We start from the raw sequence: 24,414 nt of genomic DNA on the forward strand, positions 1-24,414 counted from the left end.
AAGAAAGAATTAAAACTGATACAACAACGTCAACCAACTCTTGGTGGTATCAGGCTTGCGTGAGGTCGCTGTGAGGCTGCTGCCTAACGTTTCATTCTCATAAAACCGTGCATACTCAAACTTAGCCTGCAACTTGGGCGTATATTGATAAGCACAGGAAACATCCCACTCGTTACCGTAATGATCGCCCATGCCTGACGGCGTTTGATAGCGCTGATCGGCATACATGGTGTGCCACTCGGTATGCAATGTCCACTGCTCAAACTTGCCACCTAGCGTCAAATAGCGGTCTATCATGCCTTGCCTCGGCGTGGTGGTAAACAAATCAGTCCAGCCCTGAAAAGGATGCAAGGTGGCAAACGGCGTTTGAAACGCATATAAGCCGCGGTTACTCGATAGAATTTCCTGATCGATCCTGGCAAACCATTGTTTGTAACCCAGCCCCAAGCCCATTCTACGATAAGACACATCAATGGCACTGGCGCCGCCCTGGTAGGCGGTTTGCCTGGCCAGCTCCAGCGTATGTAACCAGCGCCAGTCAGGGTGCACATCTAGCGCACCATCAAAACGCAAGCCAATATCCTTGTGCGAATTATTCAAAACGCCAGTATTCTGGCCTGTTTCAGGCTGATCCATAAAATAGCCGTAAGCGGTGACACTCGCCTTGGGCGCATACTGATAACTGGCATGCACAATATCAAAATTGGTATTACGGTATTTGCCTGTAGCCTGGCGTAAATGCTCATAATGCCCCAGCAAAAACTCGGTATTTGCCAACGAGTGATTGGTCAAGGTCAGCCCGTCAAACACTTGAGACGATTGCCTGAAAATAATATCGCCCACATAACGGGTATTATCAATCCGGATGATTTGCCTGCCTAGCCGCACTTTGCTATGAGGAATACCGGTGTAATCAATAAAGAGCTGGTTAATATCCGTGATTTCAGGATCTTGCACCGTTGGCAACGGACTGGAATGATTGCGCCCCAGATTGTTATCGTAAAAATCCTGATTCAAATGGCTCACATTGATCAACTGCGCCGTGACACTGAGGTCTTTGTACGGCGCGGTTTGCCATCCGAGCAAGGACTGCAAGGTCAATGCGTTGGCGTCGTCTGGCTTGTTGGCCTGGTCTACATACTCATAACGAAACCGGAATTGTGATACCGATTTGCCCTGGTGAATCGCCTCATACACACTGCTCACGCCGCCTTCCTCTGCATAGATCGCAGCATGAAAAGTCAGCAAAAGGCCCAACAAAAGACGGCTACCTAGCCTGGGAATATGCTGCATGGTTGTCACCCCATTAATCAATCATGGCAAATAATAACCGTGATCGCAGCAAGGCAATTCATGCATTATCGTTTTGAATCTGCCCCATTTTTTGAATTGATACCCGAGTCAATGAATACAGAAAACCGGCTGGTGGCTGGCTTGTCATTGGTTAATCAGGACTGCCAGGAGCAGTCTGTAAACGATTAACAAGTTGAGAATAAGCGTTGATTTAGTCTCAACACAAAAAGACAATAGCCTTTCATGCTCTCACAATCGGGCTCGAGTCAAGCGGTATGTCATGTTACTGATTAGAATTACTCATCGCCATTGGGTATAGTTTCCAACCAGGTACGAATTGCCCATATTTCCTCTTGGGTCAATTTATCTGCGAAAGCCGGCATGGATATTTTGCTATTGCTACTGTTTTTTCCTTCATGCACGGATTTGAAGTAAAAAGCATCCCCCTCTTCTGCCGTAGGTAAAAAACGCAAATCTGGGGCTTTGCCCTGGGCGACAGCATTTTCCCCATGACAGAGGGCACAGTGCGCTTTATATAACCGATAACCAATATTTTCTGCCGTGCGATTGCCCCGATATGGATTTTTATTTTGTGGTTCCTCCAATGGAGACAGTCCATTTTGCATCGCTTTTGCAGGGAGTGTGCTAGATGCAATCACTGATAAAAAAATGAGTCGAGTTAACTGAGTTGATATTGAAAAAAAACTGACAATATTCATTTGTGTTGGCTGCGCTGAGATTGTCAAATATGGCTACTACACTTGCTAATAGTTGGTAGCAGCCATGTGTTAACCCTTTAAAAACCTGTGACTAAACGTCTCTTTTTTGCCTGCGTACCAAGCAAACCAAACCCAAGCCCATCAGTGACAGAATCGCGGTATCTGGCTCAGGGACTGCAGCAACCAGCTGTGAACCATACAATCGCAGTGTAGAACTCGCATTGAAATCGCCAATATCAACCACGCCGAAATAGATATCGAAATTACCCGTGTGGTCTGCTTTGAATGAGAAACTGGTGAGACCAGTACTCGCTAAATCATTACCGGAGGCATGGCTTGCAGTTGTTTTACCCACATCGCTTAAGGTAGACAATTTGCCGTTGATCACGATAAAACTGTAGTCTTCACCAATGTTACTTGCGCCTACATCGCGCGTAGCAAAGCTATAGTCAAAAGAAAGCGTGTCGCCCGCTTTTAAGTTGAAACTCAGCTTCATTGCAGAGCCCTCGTAAGCTTGCGCACTGAAGGAGTCAATATCCAAACTGCCATCAGCCAAACCTAGATAGTTTTCCAACCCTGTGCCAATATTTGTTTGCTCAGGCTCATTGCCTGAAACATTCAGCGCACCAGCATCAAGGGGATAATCATCCTGGTTGAATTTAGAGGCTGTGGTGAGCGTCCATACATTATTCAAATTGCCAACATCGCCTGTGTAACTTTGTACCTGGAGGTTGTTTGCCATTGCGTGGCCCGAGACTGAAAAGATCATTAAAGAAGCGATTAACACATTGCGTAAAATCAATTGCGGTTTCATTTTAATACTCCTGTGATATGACTCATGAATGGGTGGTGCTCATCATCTGCACCACCCTGAGTTGTTTAAGAAAAATCGTTAGAAATAAAAGCTATTCTTGTCGATTTTATTAGCGGTTGTTGCTTTCAAAGTAATCAGTGTACGGAAAGCAGTGGGTCTTGAAGCGCCATCAGTATCCACCTGAATAATGGTATCGCCCCCCTGGTTGACTGCACGCACGTAGCCATCTGCGATTGGATCACTTCCTTTATATCCAACCGCCTTCAGCAACTGGATGAGGTTCAACTTATCACGCCCAACAATGAAATCGGTAACCGTAGCACCGGCATCCCGGATCGAACGCAACACGTAAGTATTGTGACCATTACCTCCAGTGAACATAGATCCGCCCGTGACAATGATTTCATCATCATTGTTTGTAGCGTTAACCACTTGACGACTACCGGCTGGGGTAACCCTGTTTTTACGAGCGGTTAGCCACTGATCGGGAGTCAGTGCTGCGTTGGTGATACGAATTTCGTTGATACAACCACGGAACCCGTTGACATGCCCGCCTTGCCAGCCACCATATTGACCGGCGCCAACAACCCAGGCAGCCCAATTTAAACCTGCGATCCCAACGGCTGATTTGACATTACGCAAAACCGGAGCGCCTGCAACATACATCGTTGTATCATGTGTCACAGGATCATTCACAATCGCAACATGCTCCCATGTATCGGCCATCACCTCCCCTGACCAGTTTGTTTTTTCGGCAACACCTGAACTTAAAAAGGTAGTGGGCTCCCATTGAAACTCTCGAAGGCTAGAAACCGCAAATAACAGTGAGCTCTCACCCCCGTCACCCCCTTGATAACCACCAATCCAACCTCTGGGCATATCACGCGTCAGAATATTCATCCAGGCACCATTCGCCGGTGTCCAGTCTTTGGCAATTTTCACGAAAGCTTCAACGGTATATCCTGAGTTTTTAAATTGCTCATTACTTAAAGCACCGTTACCATCGGTAAAAAAGAAAGCAGGATTGGGTTTGGTCTTGTCGTTTGTCATAAAACAAACGCTACCATTAGAGGCGGAATAGGCATGATGATCGGCTGACCACATAATATCGCCAGACTTACCCTCAAAGTGCAATGGATTCTTTCCGGTTTGATCAGGCACGGCATACTTATCAGAGCCATTGATGACAGGAGTGCCCACTGTGCCGGTATCAAATTTCCAATGTGCCAGGGTGTTACCGCTATGTGCGTAATCATCCCGATCTAGCGGTGTGAGAATGACAGGCTCTGACGGCTCGGTGAAGCTTTCAGCAATATCATTACGCAACTCTTCGACAATAGATGTGTGGTAATTTGTTGAGCCCGCAATGAATGTGGAATTAAATCCCTTAAACCTTTCTGCAAAATCCATATCCACAGAAAAATCATTGCCATTCCCGCTTAAAAGTGCACGGTCAAACTGTGTCACAGTAGATTCAGGCTTTTCTGGTACCCAAGGCGAGAATGACAAGCCATTAATTTTGTTATTGGTCAGGTCAAATTCATATACCTGCATTTGTGCATTACCACCTTGGTAAGCCATTTGATAGTCAACCACCATCTCCCACACCGGGTGGCCATAACTATTGATTCTTGCCTTGTGCCCAGCGCCGTGATTATGACCACAAACCACCATGAATATTTGATCATTATCCTTGATCAGCTGATCCCATAAAAAGTTACTGTAGTCTGTTTCTACAACATTGACACCGTCACTTTGTATCGCCAAAAACTCATGACTCGTTAAAATCACAGGGAGCGTAGGATGATCCTTGATCACCTGACGAGCCCATGCAATGGCCGAATTCGATGCACGCCACGAAAGAGCAAGGACCAAATACTGCTGACCTTCAGCCGTAAAAATGTGATATTCATGCCAGCCATTAGGACTACGCCCACCAAAAGTGCCTTGTTTTTGGGCTCTGGAAGTAGGAAAGTACTTTAAATAGTTGTCGTTACTCGTTCTTTGCTCATCTGTACAATCTGTTTGCGACCCCCAGTAGCTACATCCGTAAGTGACGTCATGATTCCCTGCCAGAATGGAGTAATTCACACCACCATCCTCAAGTATTTTCATTGCCTTACTTGCAACTTCCCACTGGGGAATCTTACTTTGCTGATCCACGACGTCCCCTACGTGAACCACAAAAGGAATATTGTATTTTTTTGAGTTTTGCACCAACCAGCTTGTTTGCGATGTATATGGCTCAGAGCCATATCTTTCCATAAATTGATTACCTTCTGCAGGTGTAGCATAGCGTGAATAAAATTGCGTATCGGGCAAAACAGCAATCCCGAAACTTGACACGCCTTGGGCAAAAGCGAGGTTTTGCATGAAAACACCCGCTAACATCAGGCCTATACGATGACAGACTTTCATTTCTACTCTCCAAATTAAATGTAACAGTGGCTTGGTTGTCAGAAATGAAATGTAGAGTTTAAATATGAATCCTAAGCCTCATTTAAACGATAGTATTATTAAATCAAGACTACACCTCCCCCTCCTGCCTATTGCAAACGCTTGAGTCGTTATCTCAAGAAATGTCACACCTTGCGCTTGCACAAAATTACCGACCGAGTTCTACACGCTTAATCATTGATCAGGGGGAAAAGGGGGGTAAAGCGACAAGCATGCGTCAGGATCCCGCTCATTGAGGACTGACATCATTTCGTGAAGGTACTCTGGGGACAAAGAAAAACTGTTAACGCGCGCGCCCTTTGCGAAGCTTATATAGAGCGTCGGTCAGGTTTACCCTAGGCATGGCGCATCACAGCTTTTTTCTTTCGGCAGCAGCGTAGTTGCTGAAGTGCCCTTCGCGCTTGGCTTGCGCCCTGGCGCTGGCGATGATGCCAGCGGTTTTGCCGGGTTCAGCCAGTCTGGACACTTGTTTTTGCAGCGTACCACCGCAATGCGGGCAGGCGGGCGCACTAGCATTGAGTTTGAGCAACAGCTCTTGAGTTTTGCCACATTGGCTACACTGAAAATCGTACAAGGGCATGGCGGGCTCCTCAGGCAGCGACCAGCGGTTGCGCCAGCTCGGCGGTTTGCAGCCAGTGCACAAAATCAGCCAGCGGCAGGTCGATACGGCGTATCTTCTGTTCGGCCAGAAATTTTTCTTCCATGCGAGTCAGCGGCCCGGCAATTACCGCCCAGTGCTGCGCCGAAGAGCGTTTCATAATCTGTCTGGCATAGGTGCGGGTGAGTTGGTGGTTAAAGCGGCATCCCATAAACAGAAAGTGCGCGCCATAGCGCAGCTCCTGTACGCGAGGCGGAATCGGGGTCTGGATGTCGATTTCGGTCAGGACCTCGACATAGTCAGAATCGGAAATAATATAGTTTTGTGCGGGCTGGTTGCTGCCCAGGGGCTGATAAAGCACGGTGGTCCAGGCATCGGCTTCGCTGGCTTCTATGCTGTTGCCATCGGGCTCGACATAGTGCACCCATTGCCCGAGGTGCTCAGATTGTGACACGCCCTGTATCATGCCCCAGTTGTGCTGCCCGGCCAGCGCCTGTGCCATGGCATTGCTATACCAGCTATCCACCACCAGCAGCGGCTTCTTGGGCAAAGCGGCCAGAAAGCGGTGCAAGGCATTGGGGCTGGCCCCGGCGGCATAGGCCTCCGTCATCAGGTTGACCAGTGTTTTGCGGTGCTTGAAGTTTTCAATGAACTGGGCAGCGGCGGTCAGGTTGTTGCGGATTTTGTGTGGCACGCTGACCTTGGTGGTGAGCATGGCCACCAGCGCTTCCGGCGTGGCGGGCACCTGGCAGGTGGTCGGCGCAAGTTCCAGCACGGCAGGCCCAAGATAGGGAATCACACTGCCTGCGCTCAGGCTTTGACGGATGGCTTGCAGTTCACTTTCTGGCAATGCTTGCGTGGACATGTTGTATTCCTTGTGATGACAAAGTGTTGCGGGATTAGAGATAAATGGCCGCACCCGCGCCGACATTGATGGAGGCGTCCTTGGCGGTTTTGACGATAAAGGCAATCTGGTCTTCAGTGAGCCCGCCATGAAAAGGCAGTGCAATGGCGCGGTCTGCCACTTTTTCGGTGACCAGCAGATGCCCTTTGCGCATGCCGTAGTGCTCGACATAGGCACGTTGCAAATGCAGGGGTCTGCAGTAGGCTGCGGCCTCCACCAGTTCGGTGGACATGTCTTCGACCATGGCATCACGGCTACTGGCTGAAAAACGGGTGCCCAGATGCACGCAGTACAGCGTCCAGTGCACTTCATCAACGCCGGGGGCGATATAAGGCGGTTTGATGCCTTCAAAACTGGAGATCTGTGCCTGATACCAGGCTTCGACCAGTTTGCGTTTGGCCAGTATCTCCGGCAGGCGTTGCAGCTGAATCAGACCCAATGCAGCCGTGAGCTCGCTGATACCGGCATCCAGCGGTGGCCGCAGGCTGGCACTAAGCGAGGCCTGGTCGTCATGGCCATGCTGACGATAATGCCTGAGCTTGAGCGCCAGCGTGTCATCATCGGTGACGATCATAGCGGCCTTGCCGCAACACAGGGCAGACGGCTGGCTGAAATCAAACACCGCCGCATCGCCAAAGCTGCCGGTGAGCTGGCCCTGGTAACGCGAGCCGATAGATTCGCTGGCATCTTCTATCAGCAACCATTGCTGGGCACGTGCCAGGGTGCGCAAAGCCTGCCAGTCTGCCGGATGACCATTGGTATTATTCACCAGCAGGGCCTTGACCCTGGCCTGTGGTGCCCGCTGCAAGGCAGCTTCAATCTTGTCTGCTGCCAGGGTTTGCGACCAGTAATCGATCTCGCTCAACACCGGTTGCGCCCCGCTCCAGTGGATGGCATGCGCCAGATGACGCCAGCTATACGAGGGCGCAATGACGCTGTCGCCACTGCCTACGCCGGCCGCCCGCAGCACCAGCAGGCAGGCAATGGTGCTGCTGCTAACGGCAATGGCATGCTTGCGCCCCAGCCAGCTGGCAAAAGCCTGTTCAAACGCCGGGACAAGCGGACCTGTACTTTGTGCATTGCGCTGCAAGACCATGGCCAACGCAGCAGCCTCGGCTTCGCCATAATCGGCGCTGCTCAAGGTGATAGCACTGCCCGCATAAGCCTGGTCGGCCATGTCAGGCATCCCGCTGGGTGAGTACGATGCCGGTGGCATGCTCGAGCTGACGGGTCAGTTTGACACAGTGCTCGCGGGTATCCAGCAAATACAGGTTGAAATCACTCAGGCGACAGTATGGCGCTTCATCCATATCGCGCTCGGCCATGCGCAGAAAGCTGATGTCCGGATAGCACTCGCGCAACATGGTCAGCGGGTTGCTGGTCACAGTACGAAAATCGCCCAGCGCCGTCACAATCTCGTTCAGGGTTTGTTCAGCAATACACATCCTTTTCTCCTTTACTCACCGATGCGTTTCGCTTCTACCGTTACCGGCAGGCGGGTATCGGCGGCCATTTCCGGCAAACTCAGCAGCCAGCCATTGGCCAGCTTGACGCTGCCGCCCCACAACTCGGGCTTTTCCTGTTCGACAATCGGCTCTTCCAGGTCCTTTTTCGGGACATAGAGCGACAAGCCCTGTTCGGTACGGCGTATCATCACTTTCATCGTGTTTCCTTTCAAATGAGGTTAGGCGGCCTGTTGCAGTTGCAACTGTCTGACGCTGGTGACCACAGCCGCCAGTAACTGCTGCATGTCTGCGGCGGTATGGTGTATGCCCAGCGAAAAACGCAATGAGCACAAGGCTTGCTGCTCGCTGCGGCCCATGGCCAGCAGCACATGCGAAGGCTGATTGCCGCCTGCGCTACAGGCACTGCCACGCGAGGCAAGCACCCCCTGTTTCTCCAGGCGCAGCAGCAAGGCCTCGCCATTGAGGTCTGTACTCGAGTCCGCACTTAACCCTGCAAAACACAGATGGCTGGTATTGGCCACCCTGGGACCGCCGCCATTGACCTCGACGGCAGGCAGTGCCCGCAGCACCGCCTGTTCAAACTGGTCACGCAATGCCGCCATGCGGCTGGCATGGGTGGCAAGGTCTCCGCCCAGCACATCGCAGGCGGTGGCCAGTCCGACAATGCCGGGCAGGTTTTCGGTGCCACCACGGCGATGACGTTCCTGGTTGCCCCATAGCATAGGTTGCAGGCTCAGACCTTTTTTCACATAGAGCACACCTGTGCCTTTGGCGGCATAAAGTTTGTGCGCAGAAAACCCGAGCAAATCACAGCCCAGTGCGGCCATGTCCAACGCTAGCTTGCCTGCGCTTTGCGCCGCATCCACATGCATGAGCGCGCCATGGCGGTGCGCAATCTCGGCCACCTCGGCCACCGGAAAAATCACCCCGGTTTCATGATTGGCATGCATGAGGCTGACCAGAGCAGTGTGCGGCCCCACCGCTGCCAGCAACTCCGGCATGGACAATTGTCCCTGTGCATCAACGCCAATTTCCACCACTTCCACGCCCTGTTTTGCCAGCTGTGCCAGCAGTAATCGGGTGGAGGTATGCTCCACTGCACTCGTGACAATCTGCCGCCGCTCGGGCCGGGCGGCCAAAGCCGCCAGGATGGCCAGATGGTTGGATTCGGTGGCGCCACTGGTAAACACCACCTCAGCCGGGGTGACCTGCAAAAAAGCCGCCACGCTGGCACGCGCATTGACCAGTGCCTCGCGCGCCTGGCGCCCCAGCGGATGACTGCTGGACGGATTGCCATAGTGCGTACTCAGCCAGGGCAGCATGGCCTCCACCACTTGCGGTAGCGGCTGCGTGGTTGCATTATGGTCCAGATATAGCCATGTCATCGCCAGAACTCCCGATTCACATCTGCAATCAGCACATCCAGCAAGCTGGACAAACTGTGAAACTCCGCATGCGCGCGCCAGCATTGCCTGATATCATCCTTGCGATACAGGCGCCAGAAATCACCGGACTGGTATTCAATGCGGGCAATATCAATCTCGCCGCCCTGCGGGTCTACTGTGCGCGAACAGCACGGACTGCGCACCAGATAACCGTCGGTACAGGGCGTGACCGTGGCCGCCACGTATTTGTAGCGGCTGCGCCCAGCAAGCAGTTTTTCGATACGCAGACGGTCCACCGCGTTGGGGTGTGGACACAGAGAGGTGACCGGCATTGCCATCACTGTGTGCAGGCCCCTTACACCGGGGCCAGCTCCTCTTCGAGCACGCCGATGACCTTACCATCGGCAAACTCCACCAAATAGACCGGGATGCCACTGTCTTCCACCATGCCAACATTGACCACCTCGCCGCGCGCCCCGGCCTCGGCCAGCAAGGCGGCTTCGGCGAGGTCGGGATAACTGCCATCATTGAGCAAGTCCACCAGGGTCATCACCGGCTGCCCCCACTGAAAGCGCGGCGTACGCGGCTCCCTGAGATTAAACCCGGCCAGACTGGCGCCTGCGTTTACGACTTCAGTCATGTTGATGCCTCCTCTGTCTGTTGCGCGGCCTCATCGGCCAGCAGGTCTTCATCGTCATCTTCTGGCGCATCGGCTTCCAGCTCCTTGCCACGCATGCCGACGCGGTAACCCAGCTCGTAAAAATCCACACCATAGATATAAAACTGCTGCAAAAACGTGCCTATGCTGGTGACATAGCCGACATCGCCTTTTTTCACCAGAATCTCGCCCACTTCCTTGCCGGGGAAAGTGCCATCGTTGCGCACATATTTTTTTGAGCGCACCTTTTGCCCATAGTCAAACTTGGGCGGATTCACCAGTTCGACGACATCACTGTCACGTACGATATTGGTCGCCATGGACGCTCTCCTTATGTTCATTCGGGTGGGTCAGGACAGAGGGTTGCAGATTCGGATGTAACCTGGCGACAGCCGCCATCGCCACCGCCTCGTCGCTATCGCGGCTCATATCTGCTAAAAACTCGGGCGCAATGCGCAACACCACTTCAAAACGAATACGCCAGTCGGCATCTAGCCGGAATGCAGGCAACATCGCGACCGGCAAGCGGCGAATAGCCGTCAAACGGACTTCCTGCGCACTATCATTTGCCAGTAAAGGCAGCCAGTCCATGCCGATACGCTCCGCCACTTCGCGGCGTACCGAGGCATCGGCATCGTGCATCAGATAAAACAGCTGTGTGGGGGCAATGCGGCGTGCCACGATCACACGCACGTAATAATCGCTGTCATACAACAGACTGCCCAGTTCAGATTCGGGTAAGCGCAAAGCCACCCGGATGCGAACTTCACGGTCAGGGTCATAGATGAATTTGTGCAACAAATGTGACGGCAAGCGCAAAGCAACGCTGGCACGTACGGTTTCATCCACATCACTGACCAGGCGGTTCAGGTGAAAAACATCCAGAAACTTGGCCGCCACTGCCCGCACTTCAAAATATGGGTGGTCAATATAGCGCACGGCCAATGCCGGATGCTGGCTAAAAAAACGGTCTATGCGCTTGGCATAACGGTCATGCACACAACTGCGCATCAACTGGCATAGCCCCTGCGCATTTAATTCCGCATGCTCACAGGAGGAACATGACAAGGCGTTACCCTGCCAGTCAACCGCAGGCAAATCACTGTCCATCCAGTGTCTTTCTGCCTGCAAGCGATCCATAGATCCGGGCTCAATCATCCTCAGCCTCCCGGTCTGCCCGATCCAGCACATCCAGTAGCAACTGACCGCCCACTTTGTTGGCCGGATCCAGCTGCATCAGTTTTTCTGCCGCCTCCCGTCCAGCCTGCAACCGCTGTAGCCGCATCAGCAAATAGGCATAAGCCTTGAGACAAAATAGATAAAAGCGGTGGGCGGGTTCATCACTTTCAAACTGACCATGTTGCGGACTGACAAGCCGCCAACTGAGCGGAAAACCGAGCTCCAACGCCGTCATTCCCATACATTGCTCGGCCACCCGCAGCGCCTCCTGCAACCGGGCCTGATAGAAATAAAAACGGTATTCGGCTACCTTGACGGCAGGATTGTGGGGCGCCATCATGCGCGCCATGACCAGATGCGTTTCGGCCCGGCTGCTGTCGGCGTAGTGAATACTGGCCAATCGGAGTTGCTCGCTAGCCACAGCAGGCAAGGCGCGGTAGCGCTCGGCAAACCAGCTGTTTTCCAGCACTTCCGGTTTAAAGTCAGCATCCATGGCCGCACCCTACCCGCTGGCAATCCTCAGGATTTCCGCTGGATACTGGAGATACTGACTGTCGCCGGGCCACCATGGCTGGCATGGTCGCCATGACCACCGCCACTGCTGCCGCAACCGCAACTGCCGCTGTTGGGGGTGAGAAAGGTCAGGCCAGACTCCATCGGGCTATCCATAAAGTCCACCACGGCACCATCCAGTAACATGCGCGATTCAGCCGGTAAAAACAGGCGTACGCCGCTGGCCTCAACAATGGCATCCCCGGCAAAAGGCGCGGCCTCCACACTAAACTCAGAGCTCAGGCCAGAACAGCCACCAGGGCTAACTACCAGCCGAAAACCGTGCTGGTCGGTGCCGCCATTAAATCGAATCATGCGGCTGATAAACTTTTCTGCCTTGGGGGTGATCGTCAGTTCCATGTCGGTTCTCCGTTTATGCCTGATAACGCGGATAGGCGTTATCGATAATGCAGGTGTTATCTACCGGGCACGCCGCCACACACTGCGCTTCGTCAAAATGGCCGATACACTCGGTACATTTTTCCGGCTTGATCATGAACACGCCATTTTTTTCATAAATGGCCTGGTTAGGGCACTCCGGCTCGCAGGCTGAACAGCCTGTACATTGGGAAGTTACAATTTTGTATGCCATGTGAGGTCTCCTTTACTGTATGGCTCAGGCTGCTTTAAACGCGCCTTGTCGAATCGCAGCATCGCCGCGTGGAATATGGGTAATTTCGCCGCTGGCAACGCGGGCACGGTAACCGGCAAACCAGCCCAAAGCGGCTTTTTCAATAAACTCGTGGGCGTACTCCTCCACCGGCTCTATGCCTGCCGCCAGCAATTCATCGCGTGGGCAAGCACCGATTTTGGAAACCAATACGGCATGGCAGTCATTAATCGCATTGACGATGGAAGGCAATTGCTCATCCTCGCCATAGCCGCCCTGGCAATACAAATCCACCCGGCGGTGACCGACAAACGTGGTCGAGCTGGTAGTCAGTTCATAAATCTGGAATTCGTCAGCATGGCCAAAATGCTGGTTGACCTTGCCGCCACCAGTGGTCGCCACTGCCACCAGCACTTTCATGCCATCGTCAGCGCCCTGCTCGGCCAGTGCCGATTGCTTGGCGGCATGCTGGGCTTGACGCTCGGCTTCGACTTGTTCCTGGTAAGCGCGGCGTTTCTCGATGTCGTACACCACGTCCATCTGCTCAATCTGGTCCAGGGTAAACTCATCACTGCGGTCTTCACCCAGCAAGCCCACCGCATCGGCGCGGCACTGACGGCAATGCCGCATCAGGTTGGCGCCGCCCATGCAGGCATCCTGCACATCCTTGAGCTCCTGCGCAGTGGGCCCACGCTGACCATTGAGGCCAAAGTAAGTGCCATGCTCAGCCTCTGAGATCAGCGGCATTATGTTATGCAAGAAAGCACCACGCGCTTTCACCGCCCGGTTCACCTCATACAGGTGCTCGTCGTTGATGCCGGGAATCAGCACCGAGTTGATCTTGGTGAGAATGCCACGCGCAGTCAGCATCTCCAGCCCCAGCATTTGCCGCTCGGTCAAAATCTCGGCGGCTTCGCGGCCGTAAATGCGCTTGTGGTTGTAAAAAATCCAGGGATAAATCTGGGCACCCACGTCCGGGTCTACCATATTGATGGTGATGGTGACGTGATCCACATTGTATTTGGCAATCTCGTCCACATAGTCCGGCAACGCCAGCCCGTTGGTTGAAAGACACAACTTGATATCAGGCGCCTGTTCCTGCAACTGGCGGAAAGTCTCAAAGGTTTTGGCCGGGTTCGCCAATGCATCCCCAGGCCCGGCAATGCCCAACACCGTCATTTGCGGAATTTCGCTCGCCACCGCCAGCACCTTTTTCACTGCCTGGTCCGGCGTCAGCTTTTGCGACACCACACCGGGGCGGGACTCATTAGAACAGTCATACTTGCGGTTGCAATAATTGCACTGGATATTGCAAGCCGGTGCCACCGCCACGTGCATGCGCGCATAATGGTGATGGGCTTCCTCGGAATAGCAAGGGTGATTTTTCACCTTGTCCCAGATTTCCGCAGGCATATCCCCCTGACCATCGGAGGAACCGCAACTGGCCTTGCCTTCGCCACCAGTCGTACTACAACCGGAAGCCGCCTGACCAGCCACCTCCACCTTAATGCCGGGTAAGGGACGCAAGCGACTTGTGCTCGCTGGGCTTTCTGCCGAAATTGCCATTGCATGCTCCTCAATATGAATTTACAAGGAGTATTGCAATTCGCATGCCATCTGGCAGATAAAAAATAACTTATTAAAAATCAATGAATTAAATCGGATTATGTATGAGATTTAGATTGTCAGCTATGTGACAAAGGGGAGATCGGATTGTCGGATTGCTAACAGCGTTTGATATATGAAATATGTAGCTACCAGGCTATTTGGATTTTTTTAGCATCTATGGGATTATCACTTTGTAAGTGGGCTGTATTGCCCGAGTTAGTTGTCATAGTTAATCAGCAACGAATTGGATATTTAATTTTACTCTGACCCCAATTATTTAAACTTTAGCCAATATCATGTCCAATAGGATACGTAGCCATGTCCTCGAAGAACGATCAATAGCTTTCTTACGAGATATATTTCCAGACACATGGGCAATTCATTCTTTTATCAAAGACTATGGGATCGACATCCAAGTAGAAGTATTTGCCGAAAATGGGGACCGCACTGGAATTCGTTTCTACGGTCAAGTTAAGGCCACTGATAAGAACATAAGTAATGATCGTTTAAGTCTAGACCGCTCGCATTTTGAATACTGGTCTGGACATACTGATCCGGTTTTATTGTTGCGCTACTTTGATACAACGAAAGAGTTACGATGGTGTTGGTTACATGATGTCTCTTGGCTTATCAAGTCAGGAAATGACTCCTTAGACGTGGCCGGGTTACTGAAGACATGGGATGTAGCCACTTCTCCCACGCAGGTTGAAAAATACCTTCATGCAAGAAGGCAGGCACTATTTGAGCCACTTACCCCACCATATGAAATCACCATTGAGCAATTAGATGGCAATGATTTAGGGCCGATCATCGCTGCAAAGATCGCTAGCGCAGTCAATTCAAAGAGCTTTAAGGTTCTTCCGAGAGAGATGGCCATGGGCAATTTTCAGTTGGTCTTCGCTCCTACCAAGATCGCTTCTAGCTACAGTGGCCTACCGGGATTCGTATTTCACCACGAAAATGACCTAACAGAAGACGAACTAGTTGAGCATGCGCTATTCGCGACATTTCTTTGCGCATGTCGATATGAACGAATTCTCTTTGCAAGATCACTTGCTAGTGTTTCGGCCCCCCTTCTTTATCGCGCTGCTGGAAAAGAGCTAAGACCTCAATTTTTTGACGCAATGATTTTTTCTTTAGGCCTAATGCAGGCCGTAGAAATAATTACCCCTTTGCTAAAAGACGAAGACGATCCGTCATTGCCGTGGTTAATGTTCTCGACAACTTGTGCTGCTTCATCGTGGAGATATGGCGAGGCGCATTCCTGGGCGGCCTTACTTCGGCAGTGGCTGGAATGTCCTCCCATACCGGAAAACGCAGGTCCGTTCGCTTATAACTTGGGCAACTCGCTGGCTCAACAGGGGAAATGGGACGAAGCCTGTGAAGCATACAGCATAGCCATAGCAAAAGATTCGGCTTACGATAACAGATCGTATTTTTGGGGCGAGTTCGGGGCAGCAAATTTCGAAACAGGAAATTTCGAAGAGGCCTCTCGCTGTTATGAGAAAGCACTTCGTCTGGAAGACTCTCCCGAAAACCGTTGGCGCCTAGGAGATACCCTCTTTCATGCGGGTCAATTCGCAAATGCCAGCGAACAGCTCCAAATGGCATTACCTGAAGTAGGTGAACGCAACAGGACCTATGTTGAGCTTGTTTTATTAGTGTGCAATGAACTTTGCGACTTGTGGAATTTGGAGTCGCAAACTGCCTCGGCAATCGAGGAATGCGATCACGAAGTAATGCAGTTATCAACAACATCTATGAATGAAGTTGAAATCGTTGCGCACCTTCGCCCACTTATGAACAAGAACGCAATTGACGCTAGACTTAACTTTAACGCGGGCGTGTTCGCCAATCGCAATGGCCATTACTTAATTGCCGGATACCGATTCTTAACTTGCGCACTTAGGCAACGTGGGGATGCGGAAGCATGGATTAACTCGATCATATGCGCTCTTAACTCTGGGAATGCTCACTTGGCAATTCTTTCTGCCAAGGCTGCGCATTTTTTTGTAGGCGAAGAATTCCTACCATGGGCGCTTGGCATGATGCCTAGTAGTCCACAAATTCCTGCTCAAATGGCAGACTCATGGCGAGCCTTAATAACCGAATTAATAGAGTCATTTGAGCAGGATCGAACAGTAAGTGAAGAAACTCCTATACTTCGAGTTCATACGCCTAATGGGACACAGGTACTTCATTTAGGCAATTCATAAGTTTACGGTCAACTGAAATAGTAACACGACGGGGTTAAGTCTTGCATTACGACATTTTGTTTGGATAAAGATGCAAAATTAAAGCCCTTGCCTCTATGGGTTTTATTACGGCTAAGCTACAGCTTCAACTAATCTCATCTTGTATATGCGCCAACTGCATGGCTACCAACCGATGATATACACTTTGGTATCTACCACGTCAAAACTTGGGAGTGATGATGAGTCAGACTGCAAAAATATTTATCAATGGCCGTAGTCAGGCGGTACGCTTGCCAGCGGAATATCGATTTGACACCAAAGAAGTGTTTATCCGTAAGGATGAAGAGACTGGCGATGTCATCCTTTCTAGCAAACCCGCGGACTGGAGCGACTTTCTTGAGTTGCTTGCTGCAAGCAATGTCCCAGCCGACTTTCTCGATAGCAATTAACCTGCTCATGCATTGCACGAGCCATATATGCGATGGCAGACGCGCGCATCATAAAGTTTTGCCAGCACATGCAGTAACAGGCAGCCAAACCTATGGCTAGCTTACGCAGGACTCACTCAAAACCGCTTCACCTCAATATTGTATTTCTTCAGCGCATAGCCCATCTGCCTTGGCGTCAGATTAAGCAACCGTGCGGCTTTGGCTTGTACCCAGCCGCTTTTTTCCATGGCTTGCACCAGTTGCTCACGCTCGGTCAGGGGCATTTCTTCAGCCACCTCTTGCGGCGGCAACTCGACCGGGGGCGGTGGGCTGGCCGGGCTGACATTGACCGGGGCAATGGGAATCACGGTGCCTTGGGCCTGGTATTTCCACAGTGTGGAGGACAGGCAGTGGTTGGTCTGGCAAGGGATATCCACCTCGCGTATCAAATTGCTGCGCGCCATGGTGGCAAAGCGTTCAACGCAGTTTTCGAGTTCACGCACATTGCCCGGCCAGTGACAGTTGCTGAGCACATTCATGGCTTCGGGGGTGATGCTGACACGGGCACTGTTTTCTTTGTTGAATTTGCCGAGGAAGTTTTCTACCAGCAGTGGAATATCATCGCGGCGCTCGCGCAGGGCTGGCAGCGAGATGGAAATCACGTTGATGCGGAAGTAGAGGTCGGATCGAAACTCGCCTTTGTTGACGGCTTCTTCCAGGTTGCGGTTGGTGGCGCAAATGAGCCGTACATCAACCTTGATGGTTTTATTGCCGCCAACGCGCTCAAGCTCTCGCTCCTGTAATACGCGTAACAATTTGACCTGAAAAGCCGCCGAGGTGTCGCCAATTTCATCCAGGAACAGTGTGCCGCCATGCGCTTGCTCAAAGCGCCCTTTGCGCTCTTGCATGGCACCGGTAAAAGCGCCCTTTTCGTGGCCAAACAGTTCTGATTCGAGCAGGCTCTCGGAGAGGGCCGCGCAGTTGACCTTGATAAACGGTTTGTCCTTGCGTGAAGACAAAAAATGGATGGAGCGCGCGATGACCTCCTTGCCGGTCCCTGACTCGCCGCGCAGCAAGATCGTACTGTTACCGGGCGCGGCCATATGCACATCGGCAAACACTTCGCGCATGCGTTTGGATTGGCCGACGACATTGCCTATGCTGTATTTGCCTGCTAACTCTTTCTGCAAACGCTGACGCTCCTGCATCAGTTGTTCGCGATCACTGGTCACCTGCTGGTTTAACAGAATCGTCTGTCCGATCAGATTGGCGACCATGGTCAACAACTGCAAGTCTTCTTCAAACAGGCCATGCTTGTCTTCTGCAAAGCGCTCAAAACTGAGCACGCCTATGGTTTCACGCCCGGTTTTAATCGGCACACCGAGATAGGCGACGGTCATGCCTTCCACCGAGCGGTGCGCACCAGTTCGATTCAAAAATAATGGCTCTTGCACCAGGTCAGGAATCACCGCAGGCATCCCCATCTGGCAGATTCTGCCGGTCACGCCCTCTCCTACCTTGAAACGCGCCCGTGCGACCTCTTCTTTGCTAAAGCCTACTGAGGCGAGTACCTGCAAACTGTCGCCATCGTCGCGCACATAGACCATGCCACGCTGCATGCCCAAGTGGTTAGCGACCAGGTTCACCACTTGTCTTAGCGTTTTCTGCAGGTCTAGCGAGGAGCTGAGTATCTTGCCTATCTCATAAATTGTGACCAGTGCCACGTGGCTGGAATCCGACAAGTTCGCCATCATACCCACCTGAAAAATGAAGAGTTAAGCTGAATTCAGCAATTTTCATGCCGGGGTGCATGATCATTGAAGCTGATATATACGAATGGTGCAAAACCCGGATAAAAACGGGGTTCACGGCTATTTGACCAAGAGGTTTTACATAATTAAATAGTCTCAGCCACTGTTACAACCTGTTGCAGGTGAACTGCCTACCTGCACAATGCAACAACCCTTACAACAATATCTCTGCTTTGTTTGTCGCATTCACGACAAACACGACAAGCCTCCATTGTTAGCCTGGTCATGAATTTAATAAATTAACATATAAATCAAAAGGTTAAATCAACCCAGTCCGGCATGGCACAGAGCTTGCTCAAGCTAGCCTGAACCCACCTTTTGTCAGGTTGATTGTATGAAACCGATATACCTTGATTACTCTGCTACGACGCCCGTCGATCCACGCGTGGCGGAAAAAATGATTCCCTACCTCACCGAGCTGTTTGGTAATCCGGCGTCGCGCAGCCATCCTTATGGCTGGGAAGCCGAGGCGGCGGTGGAAGAAGCACGCGAGCATGTAGCCGCACTGGTTAATGCCGACCCGCGCGAAATTGTCTGGACCTCCGGCGCCACCGAATCCAACAACCTCGCCATCAAGGGCGCAGCGCAGTTTTATGCCAGCGGCAAGGGCAAGCACATCATCACCATGACCACCGAACACAAGGCGGTGCTGGATACCGTGCGCGAACTGGAACGCCAGGGCTTTAGCGCCACCTACTTATCACCACTGGAAAACGGCCTGGTCGATCTGGAAGCCTTCAAGGCAGCGATCCGGCCAGATACCGTGCTGGCCTCGGTCATGCTGGTCAACAACGAAATCGGCGTGATCCAGGACATCGCCACGCTGGGTGCAATTTGCCGTGAAAACAATGTGATTTTTCATGTGGATGCAGCCCAGGCCACCGGCAAGGTGGAGATAGACCTGAAAGCGCTGCCAGTCGATTTGATGAGTTTTTCCGCGCATAAAACTTATGGCCCCAAAGGCATAGGCGCGCTGTTTGTCAGCCGCAAGCCAAGGATACGCCTTGAGGCACAGTTGCATGGCGGTGGGCATGAGCGCGGTTTCCGCTCCGGCACCTTGCCGGTACACCAGATTGTCGGCATGGGCGAAGCCTTCCGCATTTCCAGGGCTGAAATGGCAGAAGAAAACGCCCGCGTCCGCTTGCTGCGTGACCGCCTGTGGGCAGGCCTGTCACAGATTGAGGAGTCTTACCTCAATGGCGATTTACAGCAGCGTGTGCCCCATAACCTCAATGTCAGCTTTAACTATGTCGAGGGCGAATCGCTGATGATGGCAATTAAAGAATTGGCTGTGTCTAGCGGCTCCGCCTGTACTTCGGCCAGCCTGGAGCCTTCGTATGTGTTGCGCGCCATTGGCCGTGAAGACGAACTGGCGCATAGCTCTATCCGCTTTTCGATTGGCCGGTATACCACCGAGCAGGACGTGGACTTTGCCATTGCGCTCATCGGCGCCAAGATCGGCAAACTGCGCGAACTCTCGCCGCTGTGGGAGATGGTGAAGTCCGGCATTGATTTATCTTCCGTGAGCTGGGTGCACGGCACCGAATCGCACCGCGAACCCAGCGCGGCGGCTATTTAAGGAGACACATATGGCTTATAGCGACAAGGTCATCGACCATTATGAAAACCCGCGCAATGTTGGCAGTTTTGACCAGAATGCCGAGGATGTGGGCACAGGCATGGTCGGCGCACCGGCCTGCGGCGACGTGATGAAGCTGCAAATCAAGGTCAATGCCGAGGGGGTAATTGAGGATGCCAAATTCAAAACCTATGGCTGTGGTTCTGCCATCGCCTCCTCCTCACTGGTGACCGAGATGCTCAAGGGCAAAACCCTGGATCAGGCCATGGACATCAAGAACAGCCATATTGCCGATGAACTGGCCTTGCCACCGGTAAAAATCCACTGTTCGGTATTGGCCGAAGATGCCATCCGCGCCGCCATTTCCGATTATCGCAACAAAAACGGGCTGGAGCAGGGCGAGTACGACGCCTGCCAGCCCCAAGCCTAGGAGCCCGCCATGACTGAAGCCGTTTTGAGTGACGACATTTTATCGACCCCGATTATTTTTACCGACAATGCCGCCGGCAAGGTGAGCGAAATGCTGGCCGAAGAAGGCGACCCCAGCCTCAAGCTGCGCGTGTACGTGACCGGTGGCGGCTGTTCCGGTTTTCAGTACAGCTTTGCCTTTGATGACCAGGTCGCCGAAGACGACATGGTGGTAGAAAAAGCCGGGGTGTCGCTGCTGGTAGATGCCATGAGTTTTCAATACATGATGGGCGCCACCATAGACTATCAGGAAGGCCTGGAAGGCGCGCGCTTTGTCATTACCAACCCTAACGCCACCTCCACCTGTGGGTGTGGCAGCTCGTTCTCGGTATAAACCACAGGAGTCGAACATGACTGTTACTCTCACCCCCAGCGCCGCCGGGCGTGTACAAAAATTCCTGGAAAGCCGCGGCAAGGGCCTGGGCCTGCGCGTCGGTGTTAAAACTTCGGGCTGCTCCGGCATGGCCTACACGCTGGAATTTGTGGATGAAGCGCGTGAAGAAGACCAGATTTTTGAAAGCCATGGCATCAAGGTGCTGGTAGACCCAACCAGCCTGGTCTATCTCGATGGCACCGAACTGGACTACACCAAAGAAGGCCTCAACGAAGGCTTTAAGTTTAGCAACCCCAATGCCAAGGCCAACTGTGGCTGCGGCGAGAGTTTCAGCGTTTAAGTTTCACAGCGGGGCATGCCCGCGCAGCGTATTCTGAGGAGTGACTATGGCACTGTTGCAAATTGCAGAACCGGGGCAAAGTGCAGCGCCCCACCAGCACAGACTGGCCGTCGGCATAGATCTCGGCACCACCAACTCGCTGGTGGCCACCGTGCGCAGTGGCGAATGTGTGGCACTGGCCGATGACCATGGTCGCCACCTGCTGCCTTCGGTGGTGCGCTATCAGGTGGCTGAGACCACCGTGGGCTGGGAGGCCAAGTTTGCCGCCGCCAGTGACCCGCGCAACACCATCGTCTCGGTCAAGCGCCTGATGGGACGCGGCCTGCAAGACATACAACACCTGGGGCAGTTGCCTTATCGCCTGGTAGACAGCCCGGGCATGGTCAAACTGGAGACCGTGGCCGGGGTGCGCAGCCCGGTCGAAATTTCTGCCGACATCCTCAAGGTGTTGCGTGCACGCGCCGAACACAGCCTGGGCGGTGAACTCACCGGCGCCGTGATTACTGTCCCTGCCTATTTTGACGATGCCCAGCGTCAGGCCACCAAGGACGCCGCCACACTGGCCGGTATCAATGTCTTGCGTCTGCTCAACGAGCCGACTGCCGCTGCCATTGCCTACGGGCTGGATAACGCCGCGGAAGGCGTGTATTGCGTCTATGATCTGGGGGGCGGCACCTTTGATTTTTCCATCCTGCGCTTGCACCGTGGCGTGTTTGAGGTACTGGCCACCAGTGGTGATTCGGCACTGGGCGGTGATGATTTTGACCTCGCCATCTACCAGTGGCTATGCGGCACCTTGCAATTGCACACCCTGGATGCCGCCGACATGCGCAGCCTGCTCAACGAGTGCCGTCAGGCCAAAGAACGCCTGACCAGCCAGAGCAGCACCGAACTCCGTTGCAGCCTGTCCAGCCACGGCGACATCCACGCCATCCTCAGCCGCGAACTGTTTTTTGAGCTGAGCCAGCCACTGCTGGCCAAAACCTTTAGTCCGGTGCGCCGTGCACTGCGTGATGCAGGCTTGCAAACAAACGACATTCAGGGTGTGGTGCTGGTCGGTGGCGCCACCCGCATGCCGCAACTGCGGCAAGCCGTGGCCGATTTTTTCAAACAGCCACCGCTCACCAACCTCGACCCCGACCAGGTGGTGGCGCTCGGTGCCGCCATGCAAGCCAATGCGCTGGCAGGCAACCGCTCAGACCAGGAATGGCTGCTGCTGGATGTCATCCCGCTGTCGCTGGGCATGGAAACCATGGGCGGCCTCAGCGAAAAAATCATCCCGCGCAACGCCACCCTGCCCACGGCACGCGCGCAGGATTTCACCACCTTTAAAGACGGCCAGACCGCCATGAGCTTTCATGTGGTTCAGGGCGAACGCGAACTGGTGGCTGAATGCCGCTCGCTGGCCCGCTTCGAACTGCGCGGCATCCCGCCCATGGTAGCCGGTGCCGCCCGTATCCGCGTCACCTTCCAGGTCGATGCCGACGGCCTGCTCTCGGTGTCTGCCATCGAGCAAACCAGCGGCGTCGCTGCGCAAATCAGCATCAAGCCCTCCTACGGCCTGAGCGAAGACGAGATCACCCGCCTGCTGCGTGCGGGTGTCGAACACGCCGAACACGACAAGCGCATGCGCGCCCTGCGCGAAGCCCAGGTGGAAGCCAGACGCTTACTAGACGCCACCGAAACCGCCATGGCCGAAGACGGCCACAACCTGCTCAGCAAAGCCGAATGGGACCATATCTGGCAACATATTTACGCGCTGGCGGAAACCCTGATCATGGGTGACAGCAACAAGCTCGAAGACCTGCGCCATGCCACCGAAGCCCTCAACAACGCCTCCGCCAGCTTTGCCGCACGCCGCATGGACCAAAGCATACAGCAGGCACTCACAGGCCAGCATCTGGAAAGCCTGACCGTATGACCCAACTCACCATCCTCCCCCACCCCGAGCTTTGTCCGCAAGGTATGCAGATTGAAGCCAAACCCGGCAAAGTGCTGTGCGACACTCTGCTACACGCGGGCATTGCCCTGGAACACGCCTGCGACGGCGTGTGTGCCTGTAGCACCTGTCATGTGATTATCCAGCAGGGCAATGCCAGCCTGACGGCTGCCACTGATGAGGAAGAAGACCAGTTGGATAAAGCCTGGGGATTAACGCCGCAATCCAGACTGGCGTGCCAGGTGAAGATAGGCAGTGAAGCGTTGACGATTGCTTTACCGAAATATAGTTTGAACCATGCCAGAGAGATGGATTAAGGTCTTTTGCTTTTAAAGCTTGATGATATTTAAGAAGGTCATTTTGCTATTTTTTATGGGTTGTCGATGCCAACATGGATAACTGGTTGTTTGTGATGTTCTTTTTCGCCTGTAGGCGAGCTACTTTTCTTTGCTTGCACAAAGATAAAGTAACCAAAAGAAAGTGCACCCCAGCTTCCGCTTGTTTCCTGCGTTGCTCGCCAAAATAAGCGCTCGCAGAACTCATCCTAGCGGCCTGCACAAATCGCAGGCCACCGCGGGATTCGAACAGCCGCTCGCTTCATCTTATTTTGTCTGCGCTACTCGGCGCGGCAGATGGGGACCCCTGAACACCATGCGACTGCTACTGTTGGCGGATTGAATAAAAGAATTATTTTTTTGAACGGTTCAAACTTCAACAGTGTGACTTTGGCGAGATAAATCCCATCCCATCACGCTGAGTAGCGGAGACAAAGTAAGGAAGAAGGGAGCGACTGTCTGAGCTCCGCAACAAGCCACGAAGTGTGTGGCTTGTCAGGGCGAGTTTCGTGACCGCTTACTTTGTTGAGCAACGCAAGGGAGCCGTCAGGCCGTGATGGCTGGGTGCCCTCTTCTTTGGTTACTTTCTGTGGGGCAAGCAACAGAAAGTAACTCGCCTACAGGCGAAAGAGTACGTAACAAACAATCACCCGCGTGGGCATCCCTGCCCACCCTACAACATGCCATCTATCCCCACACCGATTGTCGCATTTGTCTGCTTTCCGACATTCAATAACTTAAA

The 24,414-nt window shown here is 52.9% G+C and carries 27 protein-coding genes; 8 read left to right on the forward strand and 19 right to left on the reverse strand.

Annotated elements, in window-relative coordinates; genetic code table 11:
* Positions 1 to 9: 9 nt before the first annotated feature.
* The 18 genes from GOC95_RS10725 to nifB form a co-directional block, all read right to left on the reverse strand.
* Positions 10 to 1,293, reverse strand: a complete 1,284-nt coding sequence (locus GOC95_RS10725) for an alginate export family protein (protein WP_275357045.1) — start codon at positions 1,291 to 1,293, stop codon at positions 10 to 12.
* 296 nt (positions 1,294 to 1,589) lie between these two features.
* On the reverse strand, positions 1,590 to 2,012 hold the full coding sequence (locus tag GOC95_RS10730) for a c-type cytochrome (protein WP_275357046.1): 423 nt from the start codon (positions 2,010 to 2,012) through the stop codon (positions 1,590 to 1,592).
* A 91-nt stretch (positions 2,013 to 2,103) separates the two neighbouring features.
* Positions 2,104 to 2,826 carry a PEP-CTERM sorting domain-containing protein gene (locus GOC95_RS10735; RefSeq protein ID WP_275357047.1) on the reverse strand — a complete coding sequence of 241 codons (723 nt, stop codon included), beginning with the start codon at positions 2,824 to 2,826 and terminating at the stop codon, positions 2,104 to 2,106.
* A gap of 78 nt (positions 2,827 to 2,904) precedes the next feature.
* Positions 2,905 to 5,244: a LamG-like jellyroll fold domain-containing protein gene (locus tag GOC95_RS10740; protein WP_275357048.1), complete on the reverse strand. Its 2,340-nt coding sequence runs from the start codon at positions 5,242 to 5,244 to the stop codon at positions 2,905 to 2,907.
* A 388-nt stretch (positions 5,245 to 5,632) separates the two neighbouring features.
* Positions 5,633 to 5,863, reverse strand: coding sequence for a zinc ribbon domain-containing protein (locus GOC95_RS10745; RefSeq protein ID WP_194747265.1), 231 nt, complete (start codon positions 5,861 to 5,863; stop codon positions 5,633 to 5,635).
* A gap of 10 nt (positions 5,864 to 5,873) precedes the next feature.
* Positions 5,874 to 6,746: an SIR2 family protein gene (locus GOC95_RS10750; protein WP_275357049.1), complete on the reverse strand. Its 873-nt coding sequence runs from the start codon at positions 6,744 to 6,746 to the stop codon at positions 5,874 to 5,876.
* A gap of 34 nt (positions 6,747 to 6,780) precedes the next feature.
* Positions 6,781 to 7,962, reverse strand: a complete 1,182-nt coding sequence (locus GOC95_RS10755; RefSeq protein WP_275357050.1) for a DegT/DnrJ/EryC1/StrS family aminotransferase — start codon at positions 7,960 to 7,962, stop codon at positions 6,781 to 6,783.
* A 1-nt stretch (position 7,963) separates the two neighbouring features.
* A complete protein-coding gene (locus GOC95_RS10760) occupies positions 7,964 to 8,230 on the reverse strand; it encodes a hypothetical protein (protein WP_194747268.1) in 267 nt (88 codons plus the stop codon).
* Between the two features lie 11 nt (positions 8,231 to 8,241).
* Positions 8,242 to 8,448 (reverse strand): putative nitrogen fixation protein NifT, encoded by a 207-nt coding sequence (gene nifT, locus GOC95_RS10765; protein WP_194747269.1) that lies wholly within the window; start codon positions 8,446 to 8,448, stop codon positions 8,242 to 8,244.
* 21 nt (positions 8,449 to 8,469) lie between these two features.
* On the reverse strand, positions 8,470 to 9,636 hold the full coding sequence (locus tag GOC95_RS10770) for a cysteine desulfurase family protein (protein ID WP_275357051.1): 1,167 nt from the start codon (positions 9,634 to 9,636) through the stop codon (positions 8,470 to 8,472).
* Positions 9,633 to 9,974 carry a hypothetical protein gene (locus GOC95_RS10775; RefSeq protein ID WP_275357052.1) on the reverse strand — a complete coding sequence of 114 codons (342 nt, stop codon included), beginning with the start codon at positions 9,972 to 9,974 and terminating at the stop codon, positions 9,633 to 9,635. The genes GOC95_RS10770 and GOC95_RS10775 overlap by 4 nt, the downstream gene beginning before the upstream one ends.
* A gap of 17 nt (positions 9,975 to 9,991) precedes the next feature.
* Positions 9,992 to 10,276: a nitrogen fixation protein NifZ gene (locus tag GOC95_RS10780; protein ID WP_275357053.1), complete on the reverse strand. Its 285-nt coding sequence runs from the start codon at positions 10,274 to 10,276 to the stop codon at positions 9,992 to 9,994.
* The gene (locus GOC95_RS10785; RefSeq protein WP_275357054.1) at positions 10,273 to 10,614 is read right to left on the reverse strand and encodes a nitrogen fixation protein NifZ; all 342 of its coding nucleotides are present in this window, start codon (positions 10,612 to 10,614) and stop codon (positions 10,273 to 10,275) included. The genes GOC95_RS10780 and GOC95_RS10785 overlap by 4 nt, the downstream gene beginning before the upstream one ends.
* Positions 10,592 to 11,452 (reverse strand): 4Fe4S-binding leucine-rich repeat protein, encoded by an 861-nt coding sequence (locus GOC95_RS10790; protein WP_275357055.1) that lies wholly within the window; start codon positions 11,450 to 11,452, stop codon positions 10,592 to 10,594. Before GOC95_RS10790 ends, GOC95_RS10785 begins: the two co-directional genes overlap by 23 nt.
* Entirely contained in the window at positions 11,445 to 11,966 is a 522-nt protein-coding gene (locus GOC95_RS10795) for a hypothetical protein (protein ID WP_275357056.1), read from the reverse strand. Before GOC95_RS10795 ends, GOC95_RS10790 begins: the two co-directional genes overlap by 8 nt.
* Before the next feature lie 26 nt (positions 11,967 to 11,992).
* On the reverse strand, positions 11,993 to 12,385 hold the full coding sequence (locus GOC95_RS10800) for an iron-sulfur cluster assembly accessory protein (RefSeq protein WP_194747275.1): 393 nt from the start codon (positions 12,383 to 12,385) through the stop codon (positions 11,993 to 11,995).
* A gap of 13 nt (positions 12,386 to 12,398) precedes the next feature.
* The gene (locus tag GOC95_RS10805; protein ID WP_194747276.1) at positions 12,399 to 12,617 is read right to left on the reverse strand and encodes a 4Fe-4S binding protein; all 219 of its coding nucleotides are present in this window, start codon (positions 12,615 to 12,617) and stop codon (positions 12,399 to 12,401) included.
* A gap of 24 nt (positions 12,618 to 12,641) precedes the next feature.
* On the reverse strand, positions 12,642 to 14,201 hold the full coding sequence (gene nifB, locus GOC95_RS10810) for a nitrogenase cofactor biosynthesis protein NifB (protein ID WP_275357057.1): 1,560 nt from the start codon (positions 14,199 to 14,201) through the stop codon (positions 12,642 to 12,644).
* 338 nt (positions 14,202 to 14,539) lie between these two features.
* Here nifB and GOC95_RS10815 point away from each other — a divergent pair, with 338 nt between their 5' ends.
* Complete coding sequence (locus tag GOC95_RS10815; protein ID WP_275357058.1) at positions 14,540 to 16,459, forward strand: DUF4365 domain-containing protein; 1,920 nt, start codon at positions 14,540 to 14,542, stop codon at positions 16,457 to 16,459.
* Positions 16,460 to 16,674: 215 nt separating this feature from the next.
* Positions 16,675 to 16,887: an AbrB/MazE/SpoVT family DNA-binding domain-containing protein gene (locus GOC95_RS10820; protein ID WP_275357059.1), complete on the forward strand. Its 213-nt coding sequence runs from the start codon at positions 16,675 to 16,677 to the stop codon at positions 16,885 to 16,887.
* A gap of 116 nt (positions 16,888 to 17,003) precedes the next feature.
* Here GOC95_RS10820 and nifA read toward each other — a convergent pair whose 3' ends face one another.
* Complete coding sequence (gene nifA, locus GOC95_RS10825) at positions 17,004 to 18,620, reverse strand: nif-specific transcriptional activator NifA (RefSeq protein WP_275357060.1); 1,617 nt, start codon at positions 18,618 to 18,620, stop codon at positions 17,004 to 17,006.
* 391 nt (positions 18,621 to 19,011) lie between these two features.
* Between nifA and GOC95_RS10830 the strand changes: the two genes are divergently transcribed.
* The 6 genes from GOC95_RS10830 to fdx are packed head-to-tail and all read left to right on the forward strand — an operon-like array spanning position 19,012 to position 23,654.
* Positions 19,012 to 20,256, forward strand: coding sequence for an IscS subfamily cysteine desulfurase (locus GOC95_RS10830; RefSeq protein WP_275357061.1), 1,245 nt, complete (start codon positions 19,012 to 19,014; stop codon positions 20,254 to 20,256).
* Positions 20,257 to 20,266: 10 nt separating this feature from the next.
* Positions 20,267 to 20,686, forward strand: a complete 420-nt coding sequence (gene iscU, locus GOC95_RS10835) for a Fe-S cluster assembly scaffold IscU (RefSeq protein WP_194747282.1) — start codon at positions 20,267 to 20,269, stop codon at positions 20,684 to 20,686.
* A gap of 9 nt (positions 20,687 to 20,695) precedes the next feature.
* Positions 20,696 to 21,058 (forward strand): iron-sulfur cluster insertion protein ErpA, encoded by a 363-nt coding sequence (erpA, locus tag GOC95_RS10840; protein WP_194747283.1) that lies wholly within the window; start codon positions 20,696 to 20,698, stop codon positions 21,056 to 21,058.
* A gap of 16 nt (positions 21,059 to 21,074) precedes the next feature.
* Entirely contained in the window at positions 21,075 to 21,398 is a 324-nt protein-coding gene (iscA, locus tag GOC95_RS10845; RefSeq protein ID WP_275357062.1) for an iron-sulfur cluster assembly protein IscA, read from the forward strand.
* Positions 21,399 to 21,444: 46 nt separating this feature from the next.
* Positions 21,445 to 23,319, forward strand: a complete 1,875-nt coding sequence (gene hscA, locus GOC95_RS10850) for a Fe-S protein assembly chaperone HscA (RefSeq protein WP_275357063.1) — start codon at positions 21,445 to 21,447, stop codon at positions 23,317 to 23,319.
* Positions 23,316 to 23,654: an ISC system 2Fe-2S type ferredoxin gene (gene fdx, locus GOC95_RS10855; protein WP_194747286.1), complete on the forward strand. Its 339-nt coding sequence runs from the start codon at positions 23,316 to 23,318 to the stop codon at positions 23,652 to 23,654. The genes hscA and fdx overlap by 4 nt, the downstream gene beginning before the upstream one ends.
* The last annotated feature ends 760 nt before the right edge of the window (positions 23,655 to 24,414 follow it).

Source organism: Methylophilus sp. YYY-1, from assembly GCF_029132825.1.
GTDB classification, from domain to species: Bacteria; Pseudomonadota; Gammaproteobacteria; order Burkholderiales; family Methylophilaceae; genus Methylophilus; species Methylophilus glucosoxydans.

What these genes read in the sequence shown, in the direction of transcription:
- GOC95_RS10725 (WP_275357045.1), bottom strand. Translation starts at nt 1,293, where the DNA reads ATGCAGCATATTCCCAGGCTAGGTAGCCGTCTTTTGTTGGGCCTTTTG.
- GOC95_RS10730 (WP_275357046.1), bottom strand. Translation starts at nt 2,012, where the DNA reads ATGAATATTGTCAGTTTTTTTTCAATATCAACTCAGTTAACTCGACTC.
- GOC95_RS10735 (WP_275357047.1), bottom strand. Translation starts at nt 2,826, where the DNA reads ATGAAACCGCAATTGATTTTACGCAATGTGTTAATCGCTTCTTTAATG.
- GOC95_RS10740 (WP_275357048.1), bottom strand. Translation starts at nt 5,244, where the DNA reads ATGAAAGTCTGTCATCGTATAGGCCTGATGTTAGCGGGTGTTTTCATG.
- GOC95_RS10745 (WP_194747265.1), bottom strand. Translation starts at nt 5,863, where the DNA reads ATGCCCTTGTACGATTTTCAGTGTAGCCAATGTGGCAAAACTCAAGAG.
- GOC95_RS10750 (WP_275357049.1), bottom strand. Translation starts at nt 6,746, where the DNA reads ATGTCCACGCAAGCATTGCCAGAAAGTGAACTGCAAGCCATCCGTCAA.
- GOC95_RS10755 (WP_275357050.1), bottom strand. Translation starts at nt 7,962, where the DNA reads ATGGCCGACCAGGCTTATGCGGGCAGTGCTATCACCTTGAGCAGCGCC.
- GOC95_RS10760 (WP_194747268.1), bottom strand. Translation starts at nt 8,230, where the DNA reads ATGTGTATTGCTGAACAAACCCTGAACGAGATTGTGACGGCGCTGGGC.
- nifT (WP_194747269.1), bottom strand. Translation starts at nt 8,448, where the DNA reads ATGAAAGTGATGATACGCCGTACCGAACAGGGCTTGTCGCTCTATGTC.
- GOC95_RS10770 (WP_275357051.1), bottom strand. Translation starts at nt 9,636, where the DNA reads ATGACATGGCTATATCTGGACCATAATGCAACCACGCAGCCGCTACCG.
- GOC95_RS10775 (WP_275357052.1), bottom strand. Translation starts at nt 9,974, where the DNA reads ATGGCAATGCCGGTCACCTCTCTGTGTCCACACCCCAACGCGGTGGAC.
- GOC95_RS10780 (WP_275357053.1), bottom strand. Translation starts at nt 10,276, where the DNA reads ATGACTGAAGTCGTAAACGCAGGCGCCAGTCTGGCCGGGTTTAATCTC.
- GOC95_RS10785 (WP_275357054.1), bottom strand. Translation starts at nt 10,614, where the DNA reads ATGGCGACCAATATCGTACGTGACAGTGATGTCGTCGAACTGGTGAAT.
- GOC95_RS10790 (WP_275357055.1), bottom strand. Translation starts at nt 11,452, where the DNA reads ATGATTGAGCCCGGATCTATGGATCGCTTGCAGGCAGAAAGACACTGG.
- GOC95_RS10795 (WP_275357056.1), bottom strand. Translation starts at nt 11,966, where the DNA reads ATGGATGCTGACTTTAAACCGGAAGTGCTGGAAAACAGCTGGTTTGCC.
- GOC95_RS10800 (WP_194747275.1), bottom strand. Translation starts at nt 12,385, where the DNA reads ATGGAACTGACGATCACCCCCAAGGCAGAAAAGTTTATCAGCCGCATG.
- GOC95_RS10805 (WP_194747276.1), bottom strand. Translation starts at nt 12,617, where the DNA reads ATGGCATACAAAATTGTAACTTCCCAATGTACAGGCTGTTCAGCCTGC.
- nifB (WP_275357057.1), bottom strand. Translation starts at nt 14,201, where the DNA reads ATGGCAATTTCGGCAGAAAGCCCAGCGAGCACAAGTCGCTTGCGTCCC.
- GOC95_RS10815 (WP_275357058.1), top strand. Translation starts at nt 14,540, where the DNA reads ATGTCCAATAGGATACGTAGCCATGTCCTCGAAGAACGATCAATAGCT.
- GOC95_RS10820 (WP_275357059.1), top strand. Translation starts at nt 16,675, where the DNA reads ATGATGAGTCAGACTGCAAAAATATTTATCAATGGCCGTAGTCAGGCG.
- nifA (WP_275357060.1), bottom strand. Translation starts at nt 18,620, where the DNA reads ATGATGGCGAACTTGTCGGATTCCAGCCACGTGGCACTGGTCACAATT.
- GOC95_RS10830 (WP_275357061.1), top strand. Translation starts at nt 19,012, where the DNA reads ATGAAACCGATATACCTTGATTACTCTGCTACGACGCCCGTCGATCCA.
- iscU (WP_194747282.1), top strand. Translation starts at nt 20,267, where the DNA reads ATGGCTTATAGCGACAAGGTCATCGACCATTATGAAAACCCGCGCAAT.
- erpA (WP_194747283.1), top strand. Translation starts at nt 20,696, where the DNA reads ATGACTGAAGCCGTTTTGAGTGACGACATTTTATCGACCCCGATTATT.
- iscA (WP_275357062.1), top strand. Translation starts at nt 21,075, where the DNA reads ATGACTGTTACTCTCACCCCCAGCGCCGCCGGGCGTGTACAAAAATTC.
- hscA (WP_275357063.1), top strand. Translation starts at nt 21,445, where the DNA reads ATGGCACTGTTGCAAATTGCAGAACCGGGGCAAAGTGCAGCGCCCCAC.
- fdx (WP_194747286.1), top strand. Translation starts at nt 23,316, where the DNA reads ATGACCCAACTCACCATCCTCCCCCACCCCGAGCTTTGTCCGCAAGGT.